At 44.6% G+C, this 18,096-nt stretch carries 14 protein-coding genes; 6 read left to right on the plus strand and 8 right to left on the minus strand.

Annotated features, from left to right (window positions below; genetic code table 11):
- Positions 1 to 363: 363 nt before the first annotated feature.
- The 6 genes from BK582_RS03320 to BK582_RS26785 form a co-directional block, all read right to left on the minus strand.
- Positions 364 to 747 (minus strand): hypothetical protein, encoded by a 384-nt coding sequence (locus tag BK582_RS03320; RefSeq protein WP_078592967.1) that lies wholly within the window; start codon positions 745 to 747, stop codon positions 364 to 366.
- Positions 748 to 816: 69 nt separating this feature from the next.
- On the minus strand, positions 817 to 1,623 hold the full coding sequence (locus BK582_RS03325) for a nucleotidyltransferase domain-containing protein (RefSeq protein WP_078592968.1): 807 nt from the start codon (positions 1,621 to 1,623) through the stop codon (positions 817 to 819).
- Between the two features lie 99 nt (positions 1,624 to 1,722).
- Entirely contained in the window at positions 1,723 to 3,108 is a 1,386-nt protein-coding gene (locus tag BK582_RS03330) for a (Fe-S)-binding protein (RefSeq protein ID WP_420841220.1), read from the minus strand.
- Complete coding sequence (glcD, locus tag BK582_RS03335; RefSeq protein ID WP_078592969.1) at positions 3,105 to 4,517, minus strand: glycolate oxidase subunit GlcD; 1,413 nt, start codon at positions 4,515 to 4,517, stop codon at positions 3,105 to 3,107. The genes BK582_RS03330 and glcD overlap by 4 nt, the downstream gene beginning before the upstream one ends.
- Before the next feature lie 581 nt (positions 4,518 to 5,098).
- Entirely contained in the window at positions 5,099 to 6,223 is a 1,125-nt protein-coding gene (locus BK582_RS03340) for a CdaR family transcriptional regulator (RefSeq protein ID WP_078592970.1), read from the minus strand.
- A 156-nt stretch (positions 6,224 to 6,379) separates the two neighbouring features.
- On the minus strand, positions 6,380 to 6,544 hold the full coding sequence (locus BK582_RS26785; RefSeq protein WP_167553330.1) for a hypothetical protein: 165 nt from the start codon (positions 6,542 to 6,544) through the stop codon (positions 6,380 to 6,382).
- 393 nt (positions 6,545 to 6,937) lie between these two features.
- On the opposite strand from BK582_RS26785, the gene BK582_RS03345 reads away from it, so the two are divergent.
- The 5 genes from BK582_RS03345 (at position 6,938) to BK582_RS03365 (ending at position 16,108) form a co-directional block, all read left to right on the plus strand.
- Positions 6,938 to 8,755, plus strand: a complete 1,818-nt coding sequence (locus tag BK582_RS03345) for a GAF domain-containing sensor histidine kinase (protein ID WP_078592971.1) — start codon at positions 6,938 to 6,940, stop codon at positions 8,753 to 8,755.
- A complete protein-coding gene (locus tag BK582_RS03350; protein WP_078592972.1) occupies positions 8,748 to 9,386 on the plus strand; it encodes a response regulator in 639 nt (212 codons plus the stop codon). The genes BK582_RS03345 and BK582_RS03350 overlap by 8 nt, the downstream gene beginning before the upstream one ends.
- A gap of 181 nt (positions 9,387 to 9,567) precedes the next feature.
- Positions 9,568 to 12,027: a S8 family serine peptidase gene (locus BK582_RS03355; protein WP_078592973.1), complete on the plus strand. Its 2,460-nt coding sequence runs from the start codon at positions 9,568 to 9,570 to the stop codon at positions 12,025 to 12,027.
- A 372-nt stretch (positions 12,028 to 12,399) separates the two neighbouring features.
- Complete coding sequence (locus BK582_RS03360) at positions 12,400 to 14,865, plus strand: S8 family serine peptidase (RefSeq protein WP_078592974.1); 2,466 nt, start codon at positions 12,400 to 12,402, stop codon at positions 14,863 to 14,865.
- Positions 14,866 to 15,082: 217 nt separating this feature from the next.
- Entirely contained in the window at positions 15,083 to 16,108 is a 1,026-nt protein-coding gene (locus BK582_RS03365; protein WP_078592975.1) for a serine hydrolase domain-containing protein, read from the plus strand.
- Positions 16,109 to 16,216: 108 nt separating this feature from the next.
- Here the strand turns inward: BK582_RS03365 and BK582_RS03370 are convergent, their stop codons facing one another.
- Positions 16,217 to 16,423 carry a hypothetical protein gene (locus BK582_RS03370; RefSeq protein ID WP_078592976.1) on the minus strand — a complete coding sequence of 69 codons (207 nt, stop codon included), beginning with the start codon at positions 16,421 to 16,423 and terminating at the stop codon, positions 16,217 to 16,219.
- Positions 16,424 to 16,639: 216 nt separating this feature from the next.
- Between BK582_RS03370 and BK582_RS03375 the strand changes: the two genes are divergently transcribed.
- Entirely contained in the window at positions 16,640 to 16,951 is a 312-nt protein-coding gene (locus tag BK582_RS03375; protein WP_078592977.1) for a hypothetical protein, read from the plus strand.
- A 139-nt stretch (positions 16,952 to 17,090) separates the two neighbouring features.
- Here BK582_RS03375 and BK582_RS03380 read toward each other — a convergent pair whose 3' ends face one another.
- Positions 17,091 to 17,858: a hypothetical protein gene (locus BK582_RS03380; protein WP_078592978.1), complete on the minus strand. Its 768-nt coding sequence runs from the start codon at positions 17,856 to 17,858 to the stop codon at positions 17,091 to 17,093.
- Positions 17,859 to 18,096 lie beyond the last annotated feature (238 nt).

Genomic DNA, 18,096 nt, shown 5'->3' on the forward strand with positions numbered 1-18,096 from the left:
CTTGTAATATTTTATGATCAAAAACTAAGTTTGAGTGGGGGAATGTTGGACCGGAGAACAATTTGTGTGTAAACTTTTCAAATAAAAAAGAGCATCCAATGAAGATGCTCCGCTTTACTAACTCAGGCAGTCAGAGTACCTGGAATACTCATTTGGTATCTTTTTCTCATACTTAACAGGAATGTGGCGGGGGTATTGCCTGCTTTAGGCCTGATACACTTCTGTTTTTTCATCCGCTTCTTTACCTGCTTTCATCTCAGGAGTATCCCCACAGGCCTCGAGCAGTAACTCCAAGATATTATAGATGCCGGCTGAGCCGCAGCAGCTGTCGGTTCTCTCTATTTCACAGTATTCCGCTCCCTCTTAGTAATAAGGATAACCACCATAATAAGGGTATGGCGGAGGAGCAAGATACGGTAACAGAGCTAAAGCTGCTAAGCTGCCAACCGGGAATCTTCTGCGCCTGAAGCGGCGGAACCTTCTTCGCGGGCGTCCATAACCTCCGTAGCCCCCATATCCTCCATATCCACCGTAATATTGCCGGCTGTCCTCGTCTGCCTCACTTTCCCGATCCATCACGTCTTCACCTGCCAGTACAGTGACCTCATCTCCGTCTACACCTTCTATGATGCCGTCAAAGCTGGTCCCGTCGGCCATCGTAAAGGTGACGTGATAATACATAAGGCTTCTGCACTGGTCGTGCATATTTCGCGAATAGTTCTGATACTCCTGTCCTTCTGTACTCAATTTGCACCTCATCTCCTTTCCCAATACCATGGTATTCACCCAGGATAATGAGGTGACTATTTAAACGTTTCAGCAATAAGAGAGTTGAGCTTCGTGTTCAAAGTTCGCACACGCCCACTCACCTTCTCTTTTAAACAATTCATATACAGTCTCACGGTCTGCTGGTGGTTCCTCTGTCCATTCCTGCAAGGTAAGAATAACTGATTTTTTATCCGGGAAGTGGTGAATAAAGACTTCTGCTTGTTCGTGAAGCCGTGTCGACCAAATCCTGGAACGCACCATCACCATTGAGTAGAAAGTTCGAATGAGTTTTCGCGAGAAGCCTTGGGAAATCGTTTTAATCTCCTCGTTTGAAGCTGAGTTAAGCTTATTTAACGTCCGGGCAAGGCTCTCACAAATATCTCCATTGAAGCGAATGGCAATCTCTGATGTAAGTTTGTAAGGACCAAACCGAGCCCCTAAATCATCTCCGGACACACAAACACACAGTTCCTTCAGGAAAGCATTCTCGTAGTAATTGGAGGGGTCCACTGTATAATCGTAATACGCAACAGCAATACCAACATCACGAACTACAGAACGATACTTTTGTGACAGTTCCCCAGCAAGGGTCTTTAACTCAGCCTTATTGCCTGCACTCAGTCTGCCCTCAAACAGAGCGATAAGGTCTAAATCTGATTTTAAAGCTATGGCTTCCCCTCTGGCTACGCTGCCGTATACATACACACTGTGCAATTGTTCAGGAAACAATTTTCTAAGACCGGCGACAGATTGCCGTATGCAAGGCACATACATATTATCAATCTTGTCTTTACTTACATCGCTTACAATAAATCCATTAGAGTCAAGGCCATATCCTGCTTTTAAAATCACCATTTCACTCCCCTCTTACTGTCACTCCGGTACTTTCCTGTTTGTGCTGCCCGCCATGCAGGCAGACCGAACACGCTTAGCTTTACTGATTTTATTCTCTATTTATGCCTGATATGCTTCTGTTCTTTCGTCCGCTTCTTCACCTGCTTTCATCTCAGGGTTATCGCCACAGGCCTCGAGCAACAAATCAACGATATGAACCGCCCGCACCTTATCTGACAGCCCCTCCCGTTCGATACCTAATTTCATTTGCAGCAGGCATCCCGGGTTTGCTGTCACGATTGTATGGGCATTCGTTACGACGACGTCTTCCATTTTATGATCGAGTATTTGCATGGACATTTCTGATTCCACGATATTATAGATGCCGGCGGATCCGCAGCAGCTGTCCGCCCTTTCCATTTCACGGTAGTCTGCTCCTTCGATGGCCTTCAGTAACTCCCGCGGCGCTTCCGCTGTATGCATCACATTGCGCAAATGGCAGGAGTCCTGGTAAGTGACTGTCTGGGCAGGAACGGCAAGCTTTATTTTTTCGTAAAAATTCAGTTCATATAATAGCTGAGAAATGTCCGTTATTTTTGTAGTGAAGGCTTTTGCCCGTTCCCCGTACTCTGCATCATCTTTTAACAAATGGGCATAGTCCACGAGAAAAGCGCCGCACCCTCCAGCGTTACTGATGATAAAATCGGCGTTCAGGTCTTCAAACGCATCGATATTTCTTTTGGCTAGTTCTTTCGCTGTATCCTTTTCCCCGCTGTGGCCATGCAAGGCGCCGCAGCAGTTCTGGTCTTTCGGTATGACCACTTCACACCCTGCCAGCTGCAGGAGCTTAATGGTGGCCTCGTTCGTTTCTTTAAACATCGTATCCATGAGGCAGCCGCTGAAGAAAGCGACTGTCGCCGTTTTGCTGGTAACCGGTGCGTAGGCAGATTCGATTTTCCTGCCCCGTTTTCGGGAGACAGCCGGGAGAACCTTCTCCATATCCTGCATGCTTTTCGGGAAAAGCTTCATAAACCCGATTTTTCGCGTCACGTTCTGCAACCCGCTTCTCTGGTACATCCCCAGTAATCCAACTGCTTTTTCCATCCGGTTTTGATGGGGAAAGAGGCCGTTGAAAACCGTTTTTCTCACTGCTTTCACGTGGGGAGAATGGCGCTTATGGCTGTTAAAAATATCTCTGGCGTCTTCTAAAAGATGCCCGTAATTTACACCGGCAGGACAGACAGGTTCACACGCACGGCAGCCCAGGCATAAGTTCAGCGATCTTTCCACATCATCATCAGGAGCAACGAGGCCGTCATGGACAGCTTTCATCAATGCAATTCTTCCGCGAGGGGAATGGGCTTCGTCATATCCCGTCTCAATATAAGTGGGACAGGACGGCAGGCAAAAGCCGCATCTCATGCAATTAAGCAGTTCCGCCTCGTCCATTTGCTCACGAAAGGACTCGTGGATCTTTTGTTCCCGCTTTGTCATTTTCACAGTCATGAGGACAACACCAGCCTTTTCCGTGAGTTTTCAGTGAACATCTTACCTGGATTCATAATATTCGCCGGATCAAAAGCATGTTTAATCCCTCTCATAATGGCCAGGCCTTCTTCGCCGACTTTCCACTCCAGATAAGGGGCCTTCATCTCTCCCACCCCATGCTCGCCGGTAATTGTTCCTCCAAGTTCAATCGCTTTGTGAAAAATCTCTTCGAACGCTTCTTCCACCCGCTTCATTTCATCTTTATCTCTGGAATCTGTCGGACAGGTTGGATGCAGGTTTCCATCCCCTGCATGGCCAAATGTACAAATAGTGACGTCATATTTTTGGGCAATCTCCATAATGGCTCTCACCATGTTGGCAATTTGTGAGCGTGGGACTGTGGCATCCTCCAGGATCGTTGTGGGTTTCAAACGAGCGAGGGCTGAAAGGGCAGCTCTTCTGGCGGTCGTCAATGCCTGTGCTTCCGCTTCGGAATTGGCAACCTGGACAGCTTTCGCATTTTCATACATACATATGTCAGCCATCTTTTTCATATCCCGTTCTACGATTTCTGGCGGACCGTCCTGCTCAATTAATAGTACTGCTTCCACGTCTGTCGGCAGACCGACTCTCGCGAATTCTTCCACAGCGACTAATGTTGGTTTGTCTAAAAACTCCAGTGTGGCAGGGATAATTTTAGCCGCAATAATCTCCGACACTGTTTTTGCCGCTGTATCCATATCATGAAACATCGCAATCATCGTCTGCTTCGTTTCCGGCATGGGAATCAGTTTTAACGTTGCCTCTGTGATCACACCGAGTGTTCCCTCAGACCCTACGAAAAGGCGCGTCAAATCGTAGCCGGCAACATCCTTCGCAAGCTTCCCTCCTGTCCGGATGATCTCGCCGTTTGGAAGGACTGCTTCCAGGGCCATGACGTAATCCCGGGTCACCCCGTACTTTAAGCCCCTTAACCCTCCGGAATTTTCATTGATGTTCCCACCAATAGTGGAGATTTTCATGGAGCTCGGGTCCGGAGGATAAAACAAGCCTCTCTCCTCTACTGCGTTAATGAGGTCCAGTGTAATGGCACCAGGCTGTACCGTGACGGTTAAATTTTCTTCATCAATTTCGAGAATTCGGTTCATATGTTTAAAAAGCAGGACAATGCCCCCTTGCGTCGGCACCGTGCCTGCACACAGGTTCGTGCCTGACCCTCTTGGGACAATAGGGATTTTTTCTTTTCGGCAGACTTTCACAATCTCTGAAACTTCTTTCGTGTTGCGGGGAGCGACCACCGCATCGGGCATCGACTGGAAGTTCGGTGTCGCGTCATAGGAGTATACAAGGCAGCCTGCTGAGGAATCATCAAAGTTTTCCGGGCCAACAATTTCTATCAATTTCTTCCTGGGGCGTTTCTTAAGCATCATCGTCCTCCTTTATTTTTGTGTGACTTTTAAATTTGGCGTGATTAGGGCTGAGTTTGGCGCGATAACCCTTTAGTTCCGCGTGATAATCTCCTCATTCGGCGTGATTAAACTTCAGTTCCGCGTGATAACCCTCTCATCCGGCGCGATTAACCTTTTATTTCGCATGATAACCTCCTCATTCGGCGTGATTAACCTTCTGTTCCGCGTGATAAACTCCTCATTCAGCGCGATTAACTTTCTGTTCCGCGTGATAACCTCCTCATTCGGCGTGATAACCTTCTGTTCCGCGTGATAACCCTCTCATCCGGCGCGATTAACCTTCTGTTCCGCGTGATAAACTCCTCATTCCGCGTGATTGGAGGGGTAATCGCACAACTTCCCCCTGGTTCGCGTGATTCACCAGGTGATGCGCACAGGATCCTGAGCCATTCGCACAACTTAGAATAATTATTAACTAACTTCCGTGCTTACTCGACAGCTGTTGCTTCGCAGCATCATGTGGATCCGTTCTTCTTAATTAGTAGATTAGTCTAAAAACGCCCATCCTTCTATAGAGAAAAATAAAAAATACAGCTGTTTTATCCGTTATTTTTTGTATGATTATCCAAAAAGTAAAGAGCCATATAAAGATTTACTGCATCAGGAAAATGTTTTAAATTCAGGCCGGTTAGTTCCTCCAGCTTTTTTATCCGGTAATGAAGGGTGTTCACATGAATGTGGAGACTTGATGCCGTTAATTTCACCGACATGTTTTTCTGAAAAAATACCCGGAATGTCTCCAGCAGCTCATCGTTATTTTGGACATGAGCTAAAATACGGCGAGTAGACTCTTCCTGAGTTTGAGGGCTAACTTCATTTAAACAGAGCTCCAGCCGCAGATTTTCTTCATAGACAACTTCTTTTTTTTCACGAATAGCCGTTTGCAGAGCTTTCTCTGCCTGCTCAAAACTGTCTGCCAGAGCATCGCTGTCAGCTCGCCGGCCAATTCCGGCCGCTATGTTTGTTTCCCACGAGCTCTTTACAAATACTTTCAGCTGGTTTATCTTCTGATTTAAAATACTGGCATTATGCTGTTCATCAACACTATGTATCAGGAGGATTCGGTCTTCTCCCCAGGGGATTAAAATGTCTTTCGGGAAGGAATTATTCCATACAGAGGTTAGCTGCCATAGGCCCGTGTACATGAGCCCTGTTTTATTCAGTACTTGAGTTAAGATCACTTGCCTTGGGTCTGCCAAAGAAATATCCAGTACTTTGGCACGTTCTGAAAGCTCCGGCCGTTTGTTTTTCGGCTGCAGCCAGTCAAAAACAAAAGCCTCTGTCATTCGCGAACGGAGCTGTGTCTGTTCAGTGTAGTAACTCTCCTGGATTAACAGCTCCGTCATTTTTTTAAGCAATTCACCATACGGCTCGGTCTGTGCAGGCTCCCCTGTTATCCCAATAACGCCAACCACTTTATTTAAAAAGAAGACCGGTAAGTTTAAGCCGACCTTTACTCCTCTTAATCGTTTTTCATCTTCTTTGTTGATAAAAATTTTCTGTTTTTCCTCGATACAGATGAGCGCTCCTTCATGGAAGCTGCCAGTTCGCTTTTCATCCGTACTGGCAATAATGATTCCATCCAGGTTAACCACAATGATCTCTTCATCTATGAGCTTCTTAACTTCTAAAATTATTTTTTTCGACAGCGAATCAGATAGCATGGGGCAAGCTCCTTTTTTAAAAAAATAGACGATGCATTATAATCACCAATTCTCTTTTTCCGCAGAAAAATCCTTTAAATATATATCTGGGAGACCATTACGTGAAAAAAGCACACTCCTTTTTTTCAGAGTGTGCTTCTGGTTATTTCTAATGTTTTAACCGTTCGTATCATTGTCGTTCAGGCCATCCAGACTGTTATTATCCTCCTCATTGATTTCGATATTCACGTCTCTGTGGTCTTCTTCCACGTCCGTTTCCGTGCCGCAGGCTGCCACGACTAACAGACCCGATATAGACAATGCAGTAAGTAACTTTTTCATCGCAAAACCTCCTAAGTGAATGAATAAAAATATTAGATAATTAGTTCCTCTGTTAGTACTTATAACTTTTTTCCATACATTTGAAACATCGGTTTTGATGAAGGGCAGTGGATCCAGCGTGAAACAATCGCTGTGAAACAAGATTTTTCGGGTGGTGACAGGCACCACCCGAACCACCCGAATAGTCCTAAAGTATTATAGGAAATATCACTTAGGGGTAATTGAATTTTGCAGGAGGAAGCAGGAGAATAATACTTAACTTTACTTTTCGGTAAAGTTCGAAATCCCGGTATTGGTTAGTGGGCAGCCATTTGACCAGTCCGGGATTTTGTTTTTTTCAGGAGAGCTTAGTATAATTTAAGTGCAGAAAATTCAGATAACAGAGGTGCCATTATGAATACTATCAGGAGAGAACAAAAAGCGGGAATATATATGGGATTCCTTTCTGCTGCGGGCTGGATACTCGTGCTAATATGCATGTTTTTTCTGACTCCGCCTGAACATTACCTGCTGTATTTTATGCTCGTGATCTTTCTTGGCTTTACGGAGTATTTTCCCCTTCCCGTATGGAAAGGAAGCAGCTCTTTAAGCTTCCCGATTATTTTTTCACTGGATCTGGTTTTTGGTTTCCCGGCCATTATCTTCAGCTATGCTCTGGTAGTTATGACTGTGAATCTCCTTCACAGGCGGCCTTTAAGAATTATATTGTTTAATCCGGCACAGCTTGTAATCAGTTACGCTGCGGCAAAAGGAGCTGCGGTATTATTTTTCAGCGGAGGTTTTTTTGCGGATCATTTGGTTCCAATGAGTGAACTGGCAGTGTTAATCGTTTTATTTTATCTGATTAACAATTTTCTCGTGGATATCGTGTTATGGATCAGGCCCCAGCCGTACCGCTTTTCGGTCTGGATGCAGAAGTGGGCTTCAGAAGTCTTCAGCGCTTTTATTTCCTTTTTCTATATTTCCCTTATGTTCTTTTTAGGCAGCCAGGAAAACCGGGGCAACCTTGATGTCTTTGCCGCATTTTTCTTTTTTTCTCCCCTTGTCGGCCTGTCCCTTCTTTCCTCAACCATTGCACGTCTGAAAATAGAAAAAAACCGCCTCAACGCTATGTTTTCTTTCACAAAGGATTTAAACCAGACGGTACATACGGCAGAATGGAAAGACGGCCTGACCAATCATATTCAGGAGTTGTTTCACGCGCAGGCAGTCTTCTTAATCAGAAAAGAAGGAAACTGGAAATTCGATTTTAAAGACGGAATGACTGCAGATACAGATAAACCTCTGGAATCAGCTCACGTCGGGGAAATCAAAGACGTACTTGTAATAGAGAACAGAAAGAAGATGTCCGGCCCCCTTGATTATTATTTTCATAAAGGAATAAGGTCCGTAGTATATTCTCCCCTAACCCTTGAAGACGACTGCATCGGCGTGTTAGCGGTTGGGCGGACCAGAACATACAGTTTTGAGCCCCAGGATATCCGCTCTATTGCTACTCTGGCAAATCAGCTTGCAGTAGCGTTGAAAACCAAATCTTTAATTACTGAACAAAAGGAGAAAAGAGTGCTTGAAGAAAGGAACAGAATTGCCCGGGAGATTCATGATGGAGTAGCTCAGACACTGGCAGGGGCGGTGATGAATCTGGAAACGGCAAAGAAGAAGTTTTCAGAGAAGCCGGATGAAGCCTTGCTGCTTATGGACAGGAGCCTTCACGGCCTTCGAGGGGGATTGAAGCAGGTGAGGGAATCCATTTATGCATTGAGGCCAAAGCCAACTGAAAGAGTGACACTCCAGGAAGCGATCCAAAAACGCGTGGAAATTATAAGAAACCAGCAGACCTTCAGCCTCGATTTTGAAGTTCGCGGCAATCCCTTCCCGATGCCTCTGTATGTTGAGAAAGTAATGTTTGATACTTTTCAGGAGAGCATTCAGAATACTATTAAGCACGGACAGGCAACCAAAGCGGAAGTTCTGCTCAGCTATCAAAGCGAACATGTTTTATTAAAGATTAAAGATAATGGACAAGGCTTTTCTCTGTACGATGCTATTTTAAAATCAAAAAATGAACCCCATTTCGGTCTTTTAAGCATGAATGAAGAAGCGGAGGAAATTGAAGGTTCATTGCAAATAGACAGCAAACCTGGTGAAGGGACTGAGATATCATTAACGGTACCGATTGAAAAAATGAGAGGAGACGAGGAGAATGATTAAGATCATGCTTGTTGATGATCATGGTGTGTTAAGGGACGGGCTGAAAAATATCCTGCATCTGGAAGAGGATCTGAAAGTTATCGAGGAAGCTGTTTCCGGAGAAGAAGCATTGAGAAAAATGGATAAAGCAAAGCCTGATATCGTAGTGCTTGATATTAATCTCCCTGATAAAAACGGAGTGGAAATCACGAAAGAAATGAAACAGAAATACAAAGATGTGAAAATATTAATTCTTACGATGCACAGCCATAAAGAGTATTTCATGTCTGCTATACGTGAAGGGGCGGACGGCTATTTACTGAAAGATGCCCCTTCTGAACAGGTTGTAGAGGCAGTACGCACTGTGATGCGGGGAGAGTCTGTTATTCATCCCGTTATGACAAAAAAACTCCTGAGTTTTCATCATCAGGAAGAAAAGCAGGAAAAAGAATCAGAACTCACAGAGAGGGAAAAAGAAGTGCTCGTTTGCCTCGTGGAAGGGCTGAGTAACAGAGAAATCGGGGAGAAATTGTTTATCAGTGAAAAAACTGTCAAGATTCATGTAAGCAAAATCTTCAGAAAGCTGAATGTTAAGAGCCGTTCCCAGGCGGTTATTCATGCGGTTCAGCAAAATTTAGTCCCTCTTCCATAAGTAAAACCGAAGGCTGATAAATCCCCAAAATATAGCCCGCCAGCCGGCGCTAATACTTTAGTATTAGTTGAAAATAAAACTTCCGCTTACTTGTTTACTCCTTCTGCAGAATAGATTACTCCGTAAGAAATTGTGATAATTTGAGTAATATTTCAAAAAATTCTGTACAGGAGGAATAATAATGCGGAATTACGTAAAGTTAACTCTGGCTTTTTTACTTGTATTTTCTGTTTTTCTGCCATACGGAACAGGCGTCCAGGGCAGCAATACATCAGAAATCACAGACGCGGTCGACAGCAAATTAAGAGACGCGCTATCAACGGTGACCGGTCCGCTGGAAGTAATAGTTACTTTTGAGGGGGACGGTGCTCCATCCAAGGAAGATGTAAGCTTATTGAGCAATTTGGGAATTGAAGAAGGGATAACCTTTGAGAATCTCCCAATTGCTGGTGTGGTCGCAACGAAAGAACAGATTCTTTCTCTGGAAGAATCGGGACAGATACGTTCTTTATTTTTAAATGAAAGACTCGAATATGAAAATGCTTCTTCCACTGCACTGACAGGAGTGGATAAAGTCCGGACAGACGACAGTTTAAGAAAAGCGAACGGCGGACTGCCTGTTTCTGGTAAGGGCGTTGGAGTAGTGATTAATGACAGCGGGGTTGACGGCACCCATAATGATCACAAATTCAGGGAAAACCTCATCCAGAATGTTATGGGGGCAACAAACCTGAATGCAATCAGCGGTCTTCTTCCAGTTACTTATGTAGAGAATGTCCCTAACACGGACTCTGATTCGGGCCATGGAACACATGTGGCTGGAACCGTTGGCGGGACAGGCGCACGGTCATCCGGAAAATATGAAGGTGTCGCTCCAGGTGCAAATCTTGTAGGTTATGGCTCAGGAGCAGGTATAGCAATACTGGATACGATTGGGGCCTTTGACTACGCTCTTACGCACCAGCACCGTTATGACATTCGGGTAATCACGAATTCATGGGGCTCCACTGCCGATGCAGGAACCGATTTTAACCCGGATGATCCTATCAATGTAGCAACAAAAAAGCTGTATGACCGTGGAATAGTAACAGTTTTTTCAGCAGGAAACTCTGGGCCTGGAGAAGCAACGATTTCAGGAAATTATAAAAAGGCCCCATGGGTCATAACAGTTGCGGCAGGAACAAAAGACGGCAAGCTTGCTAACTTTTCTTCCCGCGGCCTGGATGGTAACGGCGGTACAGTTGTCGTGGATGGTGAAGAATGGACCTGGACAGACCGCCCGACGGTTACAGCGCCGGGAGTCGATATTATATCTACCCGGGTGGTTTCTCCTCTGTCCGTGTTATCCGCTGACAAAGATATCGAGATGATTGAACCCGCTTACCTGCCTTATTATACAACGATGAGCGGTACTTCTATGGCAGCTCCCCATGTAGCTGGTATAGTCGCTTTAATGCTTGAAGCAGATCCAACCCTTTCACCAGTTGAAGTAAAAGAAATACTTGAAATGACGGCAACAAATATGCCTGGATACGAGACCTGGGAAACCGGAGCGGGATATGTGAACGCACATGCAGCTGTGGATCATATCTTAAATGGAACTGAGTACGGCAGTACCTTAAAAATGAATTATGAATTTAATGCAAGCACTGAAATGGAAGTGAATCAGGAAGAGGTAATAATTGATTATAATCCTCTGTCCCTCAATGGTAATAGTAAAAGCTTTACAGTGGAGGAAGGCTTGTCTGAACTGACTGCAAAAGTTGACGCTTATGGCCTTTTAGGGCTGACTGGCAACACTATCAATTTAATTCTGGAAGACCCTGAAGGTAACGAATACCGAAGCGGAATTTCCGCATTGTTTACTCTCTTTACTGACAGAACAGTACAGGTGATTTCGCCAACGCCTGGAACCTGGCATATGAAGCTGGAAGGCCTGGAGGGAATAGCCCTCCCTGAAAAAATAGAGGGACAGCTGACATTTAAGCGTTCCGGGAGCTTTACCGGGCTGGACGATATAGCAGGACACGAAGCGGAAGAGGCTATTAAAGTTGCTGTTCAGAATAAACTGGCAGACAGCTACAATGATAATAATTTCAGGCCTGACCACAGACTCACAAGGAATGACCTTGCCAGGTATTTAGCGGTAGGGAACGGCATTCGCCAATCAGCTCAAGGCAGCTGGAAGGATGTTAAAGGAGCCGACACGCCGTTTATCCAGGCGGTAACTGCTCAGGGAGCCGCTCTGAAAGACGGAAATCAGGTATTTAACGGAGTTATGCTGGAAAGGGAAAATGGTAAGTTTGCTCCGAACCAAAACGTTACAAGGGAAGAGCTTGCATACAGTCTGGTGCAGTCTCTCGGGCTTCAGGAAGAAGCGGAAAAACACTCGGGAGATGTAACCGTTCAATATGAAAACGACAGAGTTAAATTAAAAGATTCAGACAGTATATCCGACCAATACAAAGGATACGTGCAGCTTGCTCTTGACCTGAATATACTAAATGCGCAGTTTTCTGTTTCTCAGGGCCGCTTTGACTTAAAACCGACAGTTGAAGCTGTTTTCGAACCGGAAGAGACAATGACAAGAGCAGATTTCGCTGTGGGAATAACTCGTTTTTACGCCTCTTACTTACAATAACAATGGAAAGGTCTGCCTCATGGCAGGCCTTTTTTTCAGTTCGCTTCAGAACCCGCCAGATAAATTAAAACGTCACTCAGTAGGAGTTCTATTCATCCCCCGCTGATTGCTAGTTAAACTAATCGGGATGTTAGTGTCCGTTATCTCCCGCCTAATAAACATCTTCGCTTCCGCTCATGTTTTGGATTGGAGTTTTACGGACGGTTGCCTCGGGATAAAAAACTATTTTTAAAAAGCATCATACATCTTTCGTATAATCCGCGGCTACTACTTATGCCCTCTAAATTACTCCCTTTGCAGAATTGTTGGAATTGACTGAAATTGACACAATGTCTATATAAGCTTTAATAAATTTATAAAGGAGATGTCTGAATGAATCGATTGTTATCGCTGTTTTTAATTTTAGTGCTGGTAATGCCTGTGTTCTCTTTTTCCGTCCCAGGTTCCCAGGCCCAGGCAAGCACTTTGAGCAAAGTCCTTGACCCAAACTTGAAAGAGGTACTGCCGGCTTTAACAGGAACTGCCGAAGTTATAGTAACCTTTAAGGGCGATGCTGCCCCTTCAGATGATCAGCTGGGTATTCTTGATACTCTCGGAATTGACAGCGGGGTTGTCATGAACAACCTGCCAATAGCAGGAGTGCTGGCTACAAAAACGCAAATCGAAAAGCTCAGTGAAAGTGACGAAGTACTGTCCATTTATTTAAACGAAGAGCTTGAATATTTTAACGGGGATTCCAACAGTCTCACAGGAGTGGAGAAAGTCCGCACAGACGATGATATGAGAAGAGCAAACGGCGGAATGCCTGTATCTGGTAAAGGCATTGGAGTAGTTGTAAACGACAGTGGCGTGGATGGTACACATAACGACCATAAATTTGGCGAAAACCTGGTCCAGAATGTACTTGGCTCAACAAACCTTAATGCGGTTTCTTCTCTTCTGCCAATCACCTATAAAGAAAATGTAATCAACACAGACACTAATTCAGGACATGGTACTCATGTAGCGGGAACGGTAGGCGGCACAGGTGCCCAGTCCGGCGGAAAATACGAAGGTGTCGCGCCTGGAGCTGATTTAATTGGCTATGGTTCCGGCGGAGTTCTTCTTGTCCTTGACGGGATCGGCGGCTTTGATTATGCCATTACTAACCAGTCTAAATATGATATTAGGGTTATTACAAATTCATGGGGTTCTTCCGGTGACTTTGACCCGCATCATCCTATAAATATAGCCAGCAAAAAAGCATATGACAGAGGAATTACTGTTCTGTTCGCGGCAGGTAATTCAGGTCCTGGTGAAAATACACATAATCCATATGCAAAAGCTCCCTGGGTTATATCAGTCGGCGCTGGTGTGAAAGATGGTTCTTTAGCTGACTTCTCATCCAGAGGAACAAAGGATAAAGGAGGAACCTTTGATTTTGAAGGGAAAGAATGGACTTGGGAAGACCGTCCAACAGTAACAGCTCCTGGAGTGGATATCATTTCAACGAGGGTAATAGCACCCCTTTCTGCGTTGTCTGCTGAGAAAGATATTGAAATGATAGAGCCGGCTTATCTTCCCTATTATGCAACAATGAGCGGAACATCCATGGCAACTCCTCATGTAGCAGGAATCGTCGCTCTTATGCTGGAAGCGAATCCGCTCCTTTCGCCAGATGAAGTTAAATCTATTCTCGAAAAAACGGCTACTAATATGCCTGGGCATGAACCATGGGAAGTGGGAGCAGGATATGTTAATGCCTATGCCGCAGTTGAAGCTGCTTTTAACGGCACCGAATATGGCCAGACTTTAACGATGGATAAAGATTTTAACGCTGATGCATCAGCAACAACAGAAACTCAGGACTTTTCAGTTGATTTCAATCCACTAACTTTCATTTCTGAGAATGCGTATGAGTTTCAAGTGGAGGACGATACTGCCCATTTGACTGCGAGAATAGATGCGAAAGGACTGCTGGAGGAAACAGGGAATCCTGTTAACCTCGTCCTTATATCTCCTGATGGAGAAGAATACAGCTCCGGTGTCAGTCTATTGTTTCCGCTTGATTTTACAAGAACAGTTTCAGTAAGCTCTCCCCTCTCCGGAACTTGGAAAGCTGAAATCCGCGGCCTGCGCGGAAATGAATTAAATCCTTTTGGTCTGGCTCTCCCTGATGAGGTTACTGGTACCCTGTCTTTTTCCTCAGTAAGTGAATTTACAGGGCTCGATGACATTGAAGGTCATCCTGCGGAAGGAGCTATTAAGCTTGGTGTTTCAAACAGACTTTTTGACGGTTTGGATAATGGAGGGTTTTCACCTGATGCAGATCTGTCACGAAAAGATCTTGCTGAATACTTAGTTATGGGAGCAGGCATCCGCCAGGCAAAAGGACACCAATTTACCGATTTAGGTAATATTGAAACAGCATATATTGAAGCTGCAACAGCTCAAGGGTCTGCTTTAAAAGACACTGTTCAGCGTCAGCAGCCTGTAATTGCACCTTTAGAAAACGGAGAATTCGCACCTTCAGGGTCTGTAACAAGAGAGCAGCTCGCGTATTCGTTAGTGCAGAGCCTGGGGCTGGAGGAAAAAGCGCTTGAGCATTCAGGGGATATAACAGTGCAATATAATGACAAAAGAATCACTCTCGATGACAGCGGTCAAGTTTCGGATAAATATAAAGGCTATGTACAGGTTGCTCTGGATTTGAATATACTAAATGCTGGTTTTACAGTGTCCCAGGGGCGTTTTGACTTAAGACCCACAGTTCATGCTGCTTTCTCCCCTGAAGAGACAGTATCCAGAGGCGAATTTGCGGTAGCAATGACAAGATTCTATAATGCTTATCTTAAATAATCACACTGGATAATCATGTTCAGGGAGGGAAGCCGGCATTTTACCGGCTTCCTTTTTTGTTCTGTCAGCGTGAAACAATCGCTGTGAAACAAGATTTTTCGGGTGGTGACAGGCACCACAACTGTAGTATCCTTAACTTGAGTCCCTGAACCTGTCAGAGTTGTCCGTTACCCTTGTCATTGATGCTTAAAATACATTTTAAAGGGTGTGCGTTTTCTTGCTTAAAACTAGTAAACAATTAAATGAACTGCTTGCTGAGGCTGCCCGTGAGGTGGATTTCTCCGGTACTGTCCTTATTAAAGAGAAAGATGAGATTGTCTTTCAGGCAGCTCATGGTTTTGCAAACAGGGCGGAGAAACTGGAGAACAAGCTGGATACTAGGTTTGGCATTGCTTCCGGCTGTAAGCTTTTTACCGCTATTGGCATTTGCCAGCTGGTGGAGAATGGAGTGGTAAGCTTTGAAACAAAGCTTGCGGACTGTCTGGATATAGAGTTTCCTAATTTTGATCCTGACGTGACAATCCACCACCTGTTAACTCACACTTCTGGTATGCCTGATTATTTTGATGAAGCTGTGATGGAGGATTTCGCCGATCTCTGGAAGGAGCAGCCCATGTATTTGCTGGACAGCCTTGCTGCATTTTTGCCCATGTTCCAGAAAAAAGAGATGCTGTTTTCTCCCGGAGAGAGATTCTATTACAATAATGCCGCTTTTATATTGCTCGGGTTAGTTGTTGAGGAAAAAACAGGTATGCCGTTCACAGAGTACATCGTCGAGAATATATTCAAGCCTGCCGGTATGGCTGATTCCGGTTATTTTTCCCTGGATCAGCTGCCGCATAATACTGCACTTGGCTATATCGACCATGAGGACGGGAGCTGGAAAACAAATGTGTACTCCATTCCTGTTAAAGGAGGCGCAGATGGAGGGGCGTTCACGACTTCAGGCGATATGCTGAAGCTGTGGAAAGCACTCCTTTCCTTCAGGCTGCTAAAAGAGGACACAACGAAGCTGCTCCTCACCCCGCATGCTCATGTGGAGGAAGATGACTATTACGGATATGGCGTATGGATTGTGAAGAAGGATGATGACAGCATTTTCAAGTACCACGTAATGGGCTATGACCCGGGTGTGAGCTTCCACTCCGCTTATTATCCTGAAGCAGACGTCACTTTAGTGGTTTCTTCCAATAAAAGCGAAGGTGCGTGGACGATTAATAAAGCAGTGCAGGGAGTTTTATAAGATCATAGACAGCTTGCTGTAAAAAGCTATTTACCTATAATACACAAGAAAGCACACTCTGGTTTTTAATGCAGAGTGTGCTTCTTATTTCGAAAAATCAGCTGCTTCTTATCCATTCATATCATTGTCGTCGTTCATGTCATCTGTTTCGTTATTTTCCGGCGCCTCGCCTTCACTGTCATCAAGATTATATTCTGTATTATCATTCATGTTTTGTTGTTCTCTGTCGTTTTCGTCCACATCCGCATTTTCGCCGCCGCACGCTGCCACGACTAACAAACTGGATAATGACAATGCAGTAACTAATTTCTTCATTTCGAACCCTCCTCGTTAATTGACCCTTTTAGTACATATAACTTATTTTCATAAATTTAAACATCTTATTGATTGGTGACGGGATATTGTCGTGAAACAATTTTTGTGAAACAAGATTTTTCGGGTGGTGCCTGTCACCCCCCGAAAGCAACTGGGAACCTTTTCCACCAGAGAACCGTATAACATATTAAAACCTAAGCCAGGAGGTTATTAACTATGAGAATATACTTACTGAAAATGTTCATTTCTCTTTTCGTTCTGCTCGGAATTGTAACTGGCATTGCCCTTTATTTTGATTTCGCTTTTTCAAGTACTGCATTTGTAGTTGGTGCAGTAGCCTGTCTTATTACTTACTCCGGCTCCGGATTTTCTGCTATGGGGGAAGCGAATGCCTCCATCTCCCAGTCAGGAGGTTATTTGCCAAAAGGCGAAAGCATGAAAACGGCCTCCTCCCTGAATCCCTATTTAATTGCATCAATACTGTCCTTCATATCAAGTTTTACAATCTTTATATTGCTCGGTATTTAATTTATATTTTTCAAAAAGGAAGAGTTGATCTGCACTTATGTTCTCGCTGCTGGATATTCAGAGAACCATTATTTTCAACACACAACAAAGCCTCCCAGAATCCTGTGATTCTGAGAGGCTTCTATTCTGCTTAATTACCTTAGAACTCTACCTCAATATCCACTTCATCTCCTGCATCTTCCCAGTCTTCGTCATGTGGTGCGCTCCAGACTAATCTTACTGATTCTACTTCTTCCGCATTGGAATTCTCCAGAACAAAGAAGAAGCTCCCGCTTTGGCTGGTGCCGGCCATCATTTCACCGTCAATATGGTCGCTCAGCCACATGTCGCTTTCCAGCTGCTCTCCTGTGCTCGTTGACATTCTTGCCTGCCCGGCGTAAAAAGTAATGTCTTCGTCGGCCGTATTTTCTACCTGTATGTCAACCTGGATGTAATCCAGCTCGTCCGTTTCAAGGAAATCGGCCATTTCACCGGTTAATTCTCCAGACACAGCTGCCACCTGCTGAATATCCATGATGATCGGTCCAGTTTCAATCGTATCAATGTCGTCCTGGCGGTTATGGAGAGTAAAGACGCCTCCTTCATTTTCAATTGTGTCGCCCACTTCCGTTTCCCAGGTGTCATCAGCCAGGTCTTCTCCAAGATCCTCATCGTTCTCGTCCCCGGCGGCTTCCTCGTTCGTCTCATTGTCGTTCAGGTCAGGGTCTGTATCCTCCAGACCGTTGTTGTTCGTCCCGTCTTCTTCATTATCATTCCCGTCATCGGCGTCATCGTCGAGATTGTACTCGGTATTGTTATTCATGTTTTGCGCATTTCTGTTGTCTTCATCCACATCAGCTTCTTCACCGCCGCAGGCTGCTACGACTAATAGTGTTGATAAAGAAAGAGTTGTACATAACTTTTTCATCGCAGAATCCTCCTTGTAAGTGAATTATAATTGGAATATAATTTCCTTAATTAGAAATATACGTAATTTAACTTGGTTAAACAAGGAATTTGTTTGGAGAAAAATTCTGTCTGTTAATCTACCTCTTTTTCAAGTTTCACCATAGCTGCCACCTGGCCATCAGATGTCGATTAGCTTTGCTTTAGATTCCAAAATTAAGGAAATATAGAAATGGAATAAATGCTAATAATTAATGTCA

This window comes from Evansella clarkii, assembly GCF_002019695.1.
Classification (GTDB): domain Bacteria; phylum Bacillota; class Bacilli; order Bacillales; family Salisediminibacteriaceae; genus Evansella; species Evansella clarkii.

Coding starts and splice junctions, on each gene's coding strand:
- BK582_RS03325 (WP_078592968.1), bottom strand. CDS start 1,623: ATGGTGATTTTAAAAGCAGGATATGGCCTTGACTCTAATGGATTTATT.
- BK582_RS03330 (WP_420841220.1), bottom strand. CDS start 3,108: ATGACTGTGAAAATGACAAAGCGGGAACAAAAGATCCACGAGTCCTTT.
- glcD (WP_078592969.1), bottom strand. CDS start 4,517: ATGCTTAAGAAACGCCCCAGGAAGAAATTGATAGAAATTGTTGGCCCG.
- BK582_RS03340 (WP_078592970.1), bottom strand. CDS start 6,223: ATGCTATCTGATTCGCTGTCGAAAAAAATAATTTTAGAAGTTAAGAAG.
- BK582_RS26785 (WP_167553330.1), bottom strand. CDS start 6,544: ATGAAAAAGTTACTTACTGCATTGTCTATATCGGGTCTGTTAGTCGTG.
- BK582_RS03345 (WP_078592971.1), top strand. CDS start 6,938: ATGAATACTATCAGGAGAGAACAAAAAGCGGGAATATATATGGGATTC.
- BK582_RS03350 (WP_078592972.1), top strand. CDS start 8,748: ATGATTAAGATCATGCTTGTTGATGATCATGGTGTGTTAAGGGACGGG.
- BK582_RS03355 (WP_078592973.1), top strand. CDS start 9,568: ATGCGGAATTACGTAAAGTTAACTCTGGCTTTTTTACTTGTATTTTCT.
- BK582_RS03360 (WP_078592974.1), top strand. CDS start 12,400: ATGAATCGATTGTTATCGCTGTTTTTAATTTTAGTGCTGGTAATGCCT.
- BK582_RS03370 (WP_078592976.1), bottom strand. CDS start 16,423: ATGAAGAAATTAGTTACTGCATTGTCATTATCCAGTTTGTTAGTCGTG.
- BK582_RS03375 (WP_078592977.1), top strand. CDS start 16,640: ATGAGAATATACTTACTGAAAATGTTCATTTCTCTTTTCGTTCTGCTC.
- BK582_RS03380 (WP_078592978.1), bottom strand. CDS start 17,858: ATGAAAAAGTTATGTACAACTCTTTCTTTATCAACACTATTAGTCGTA.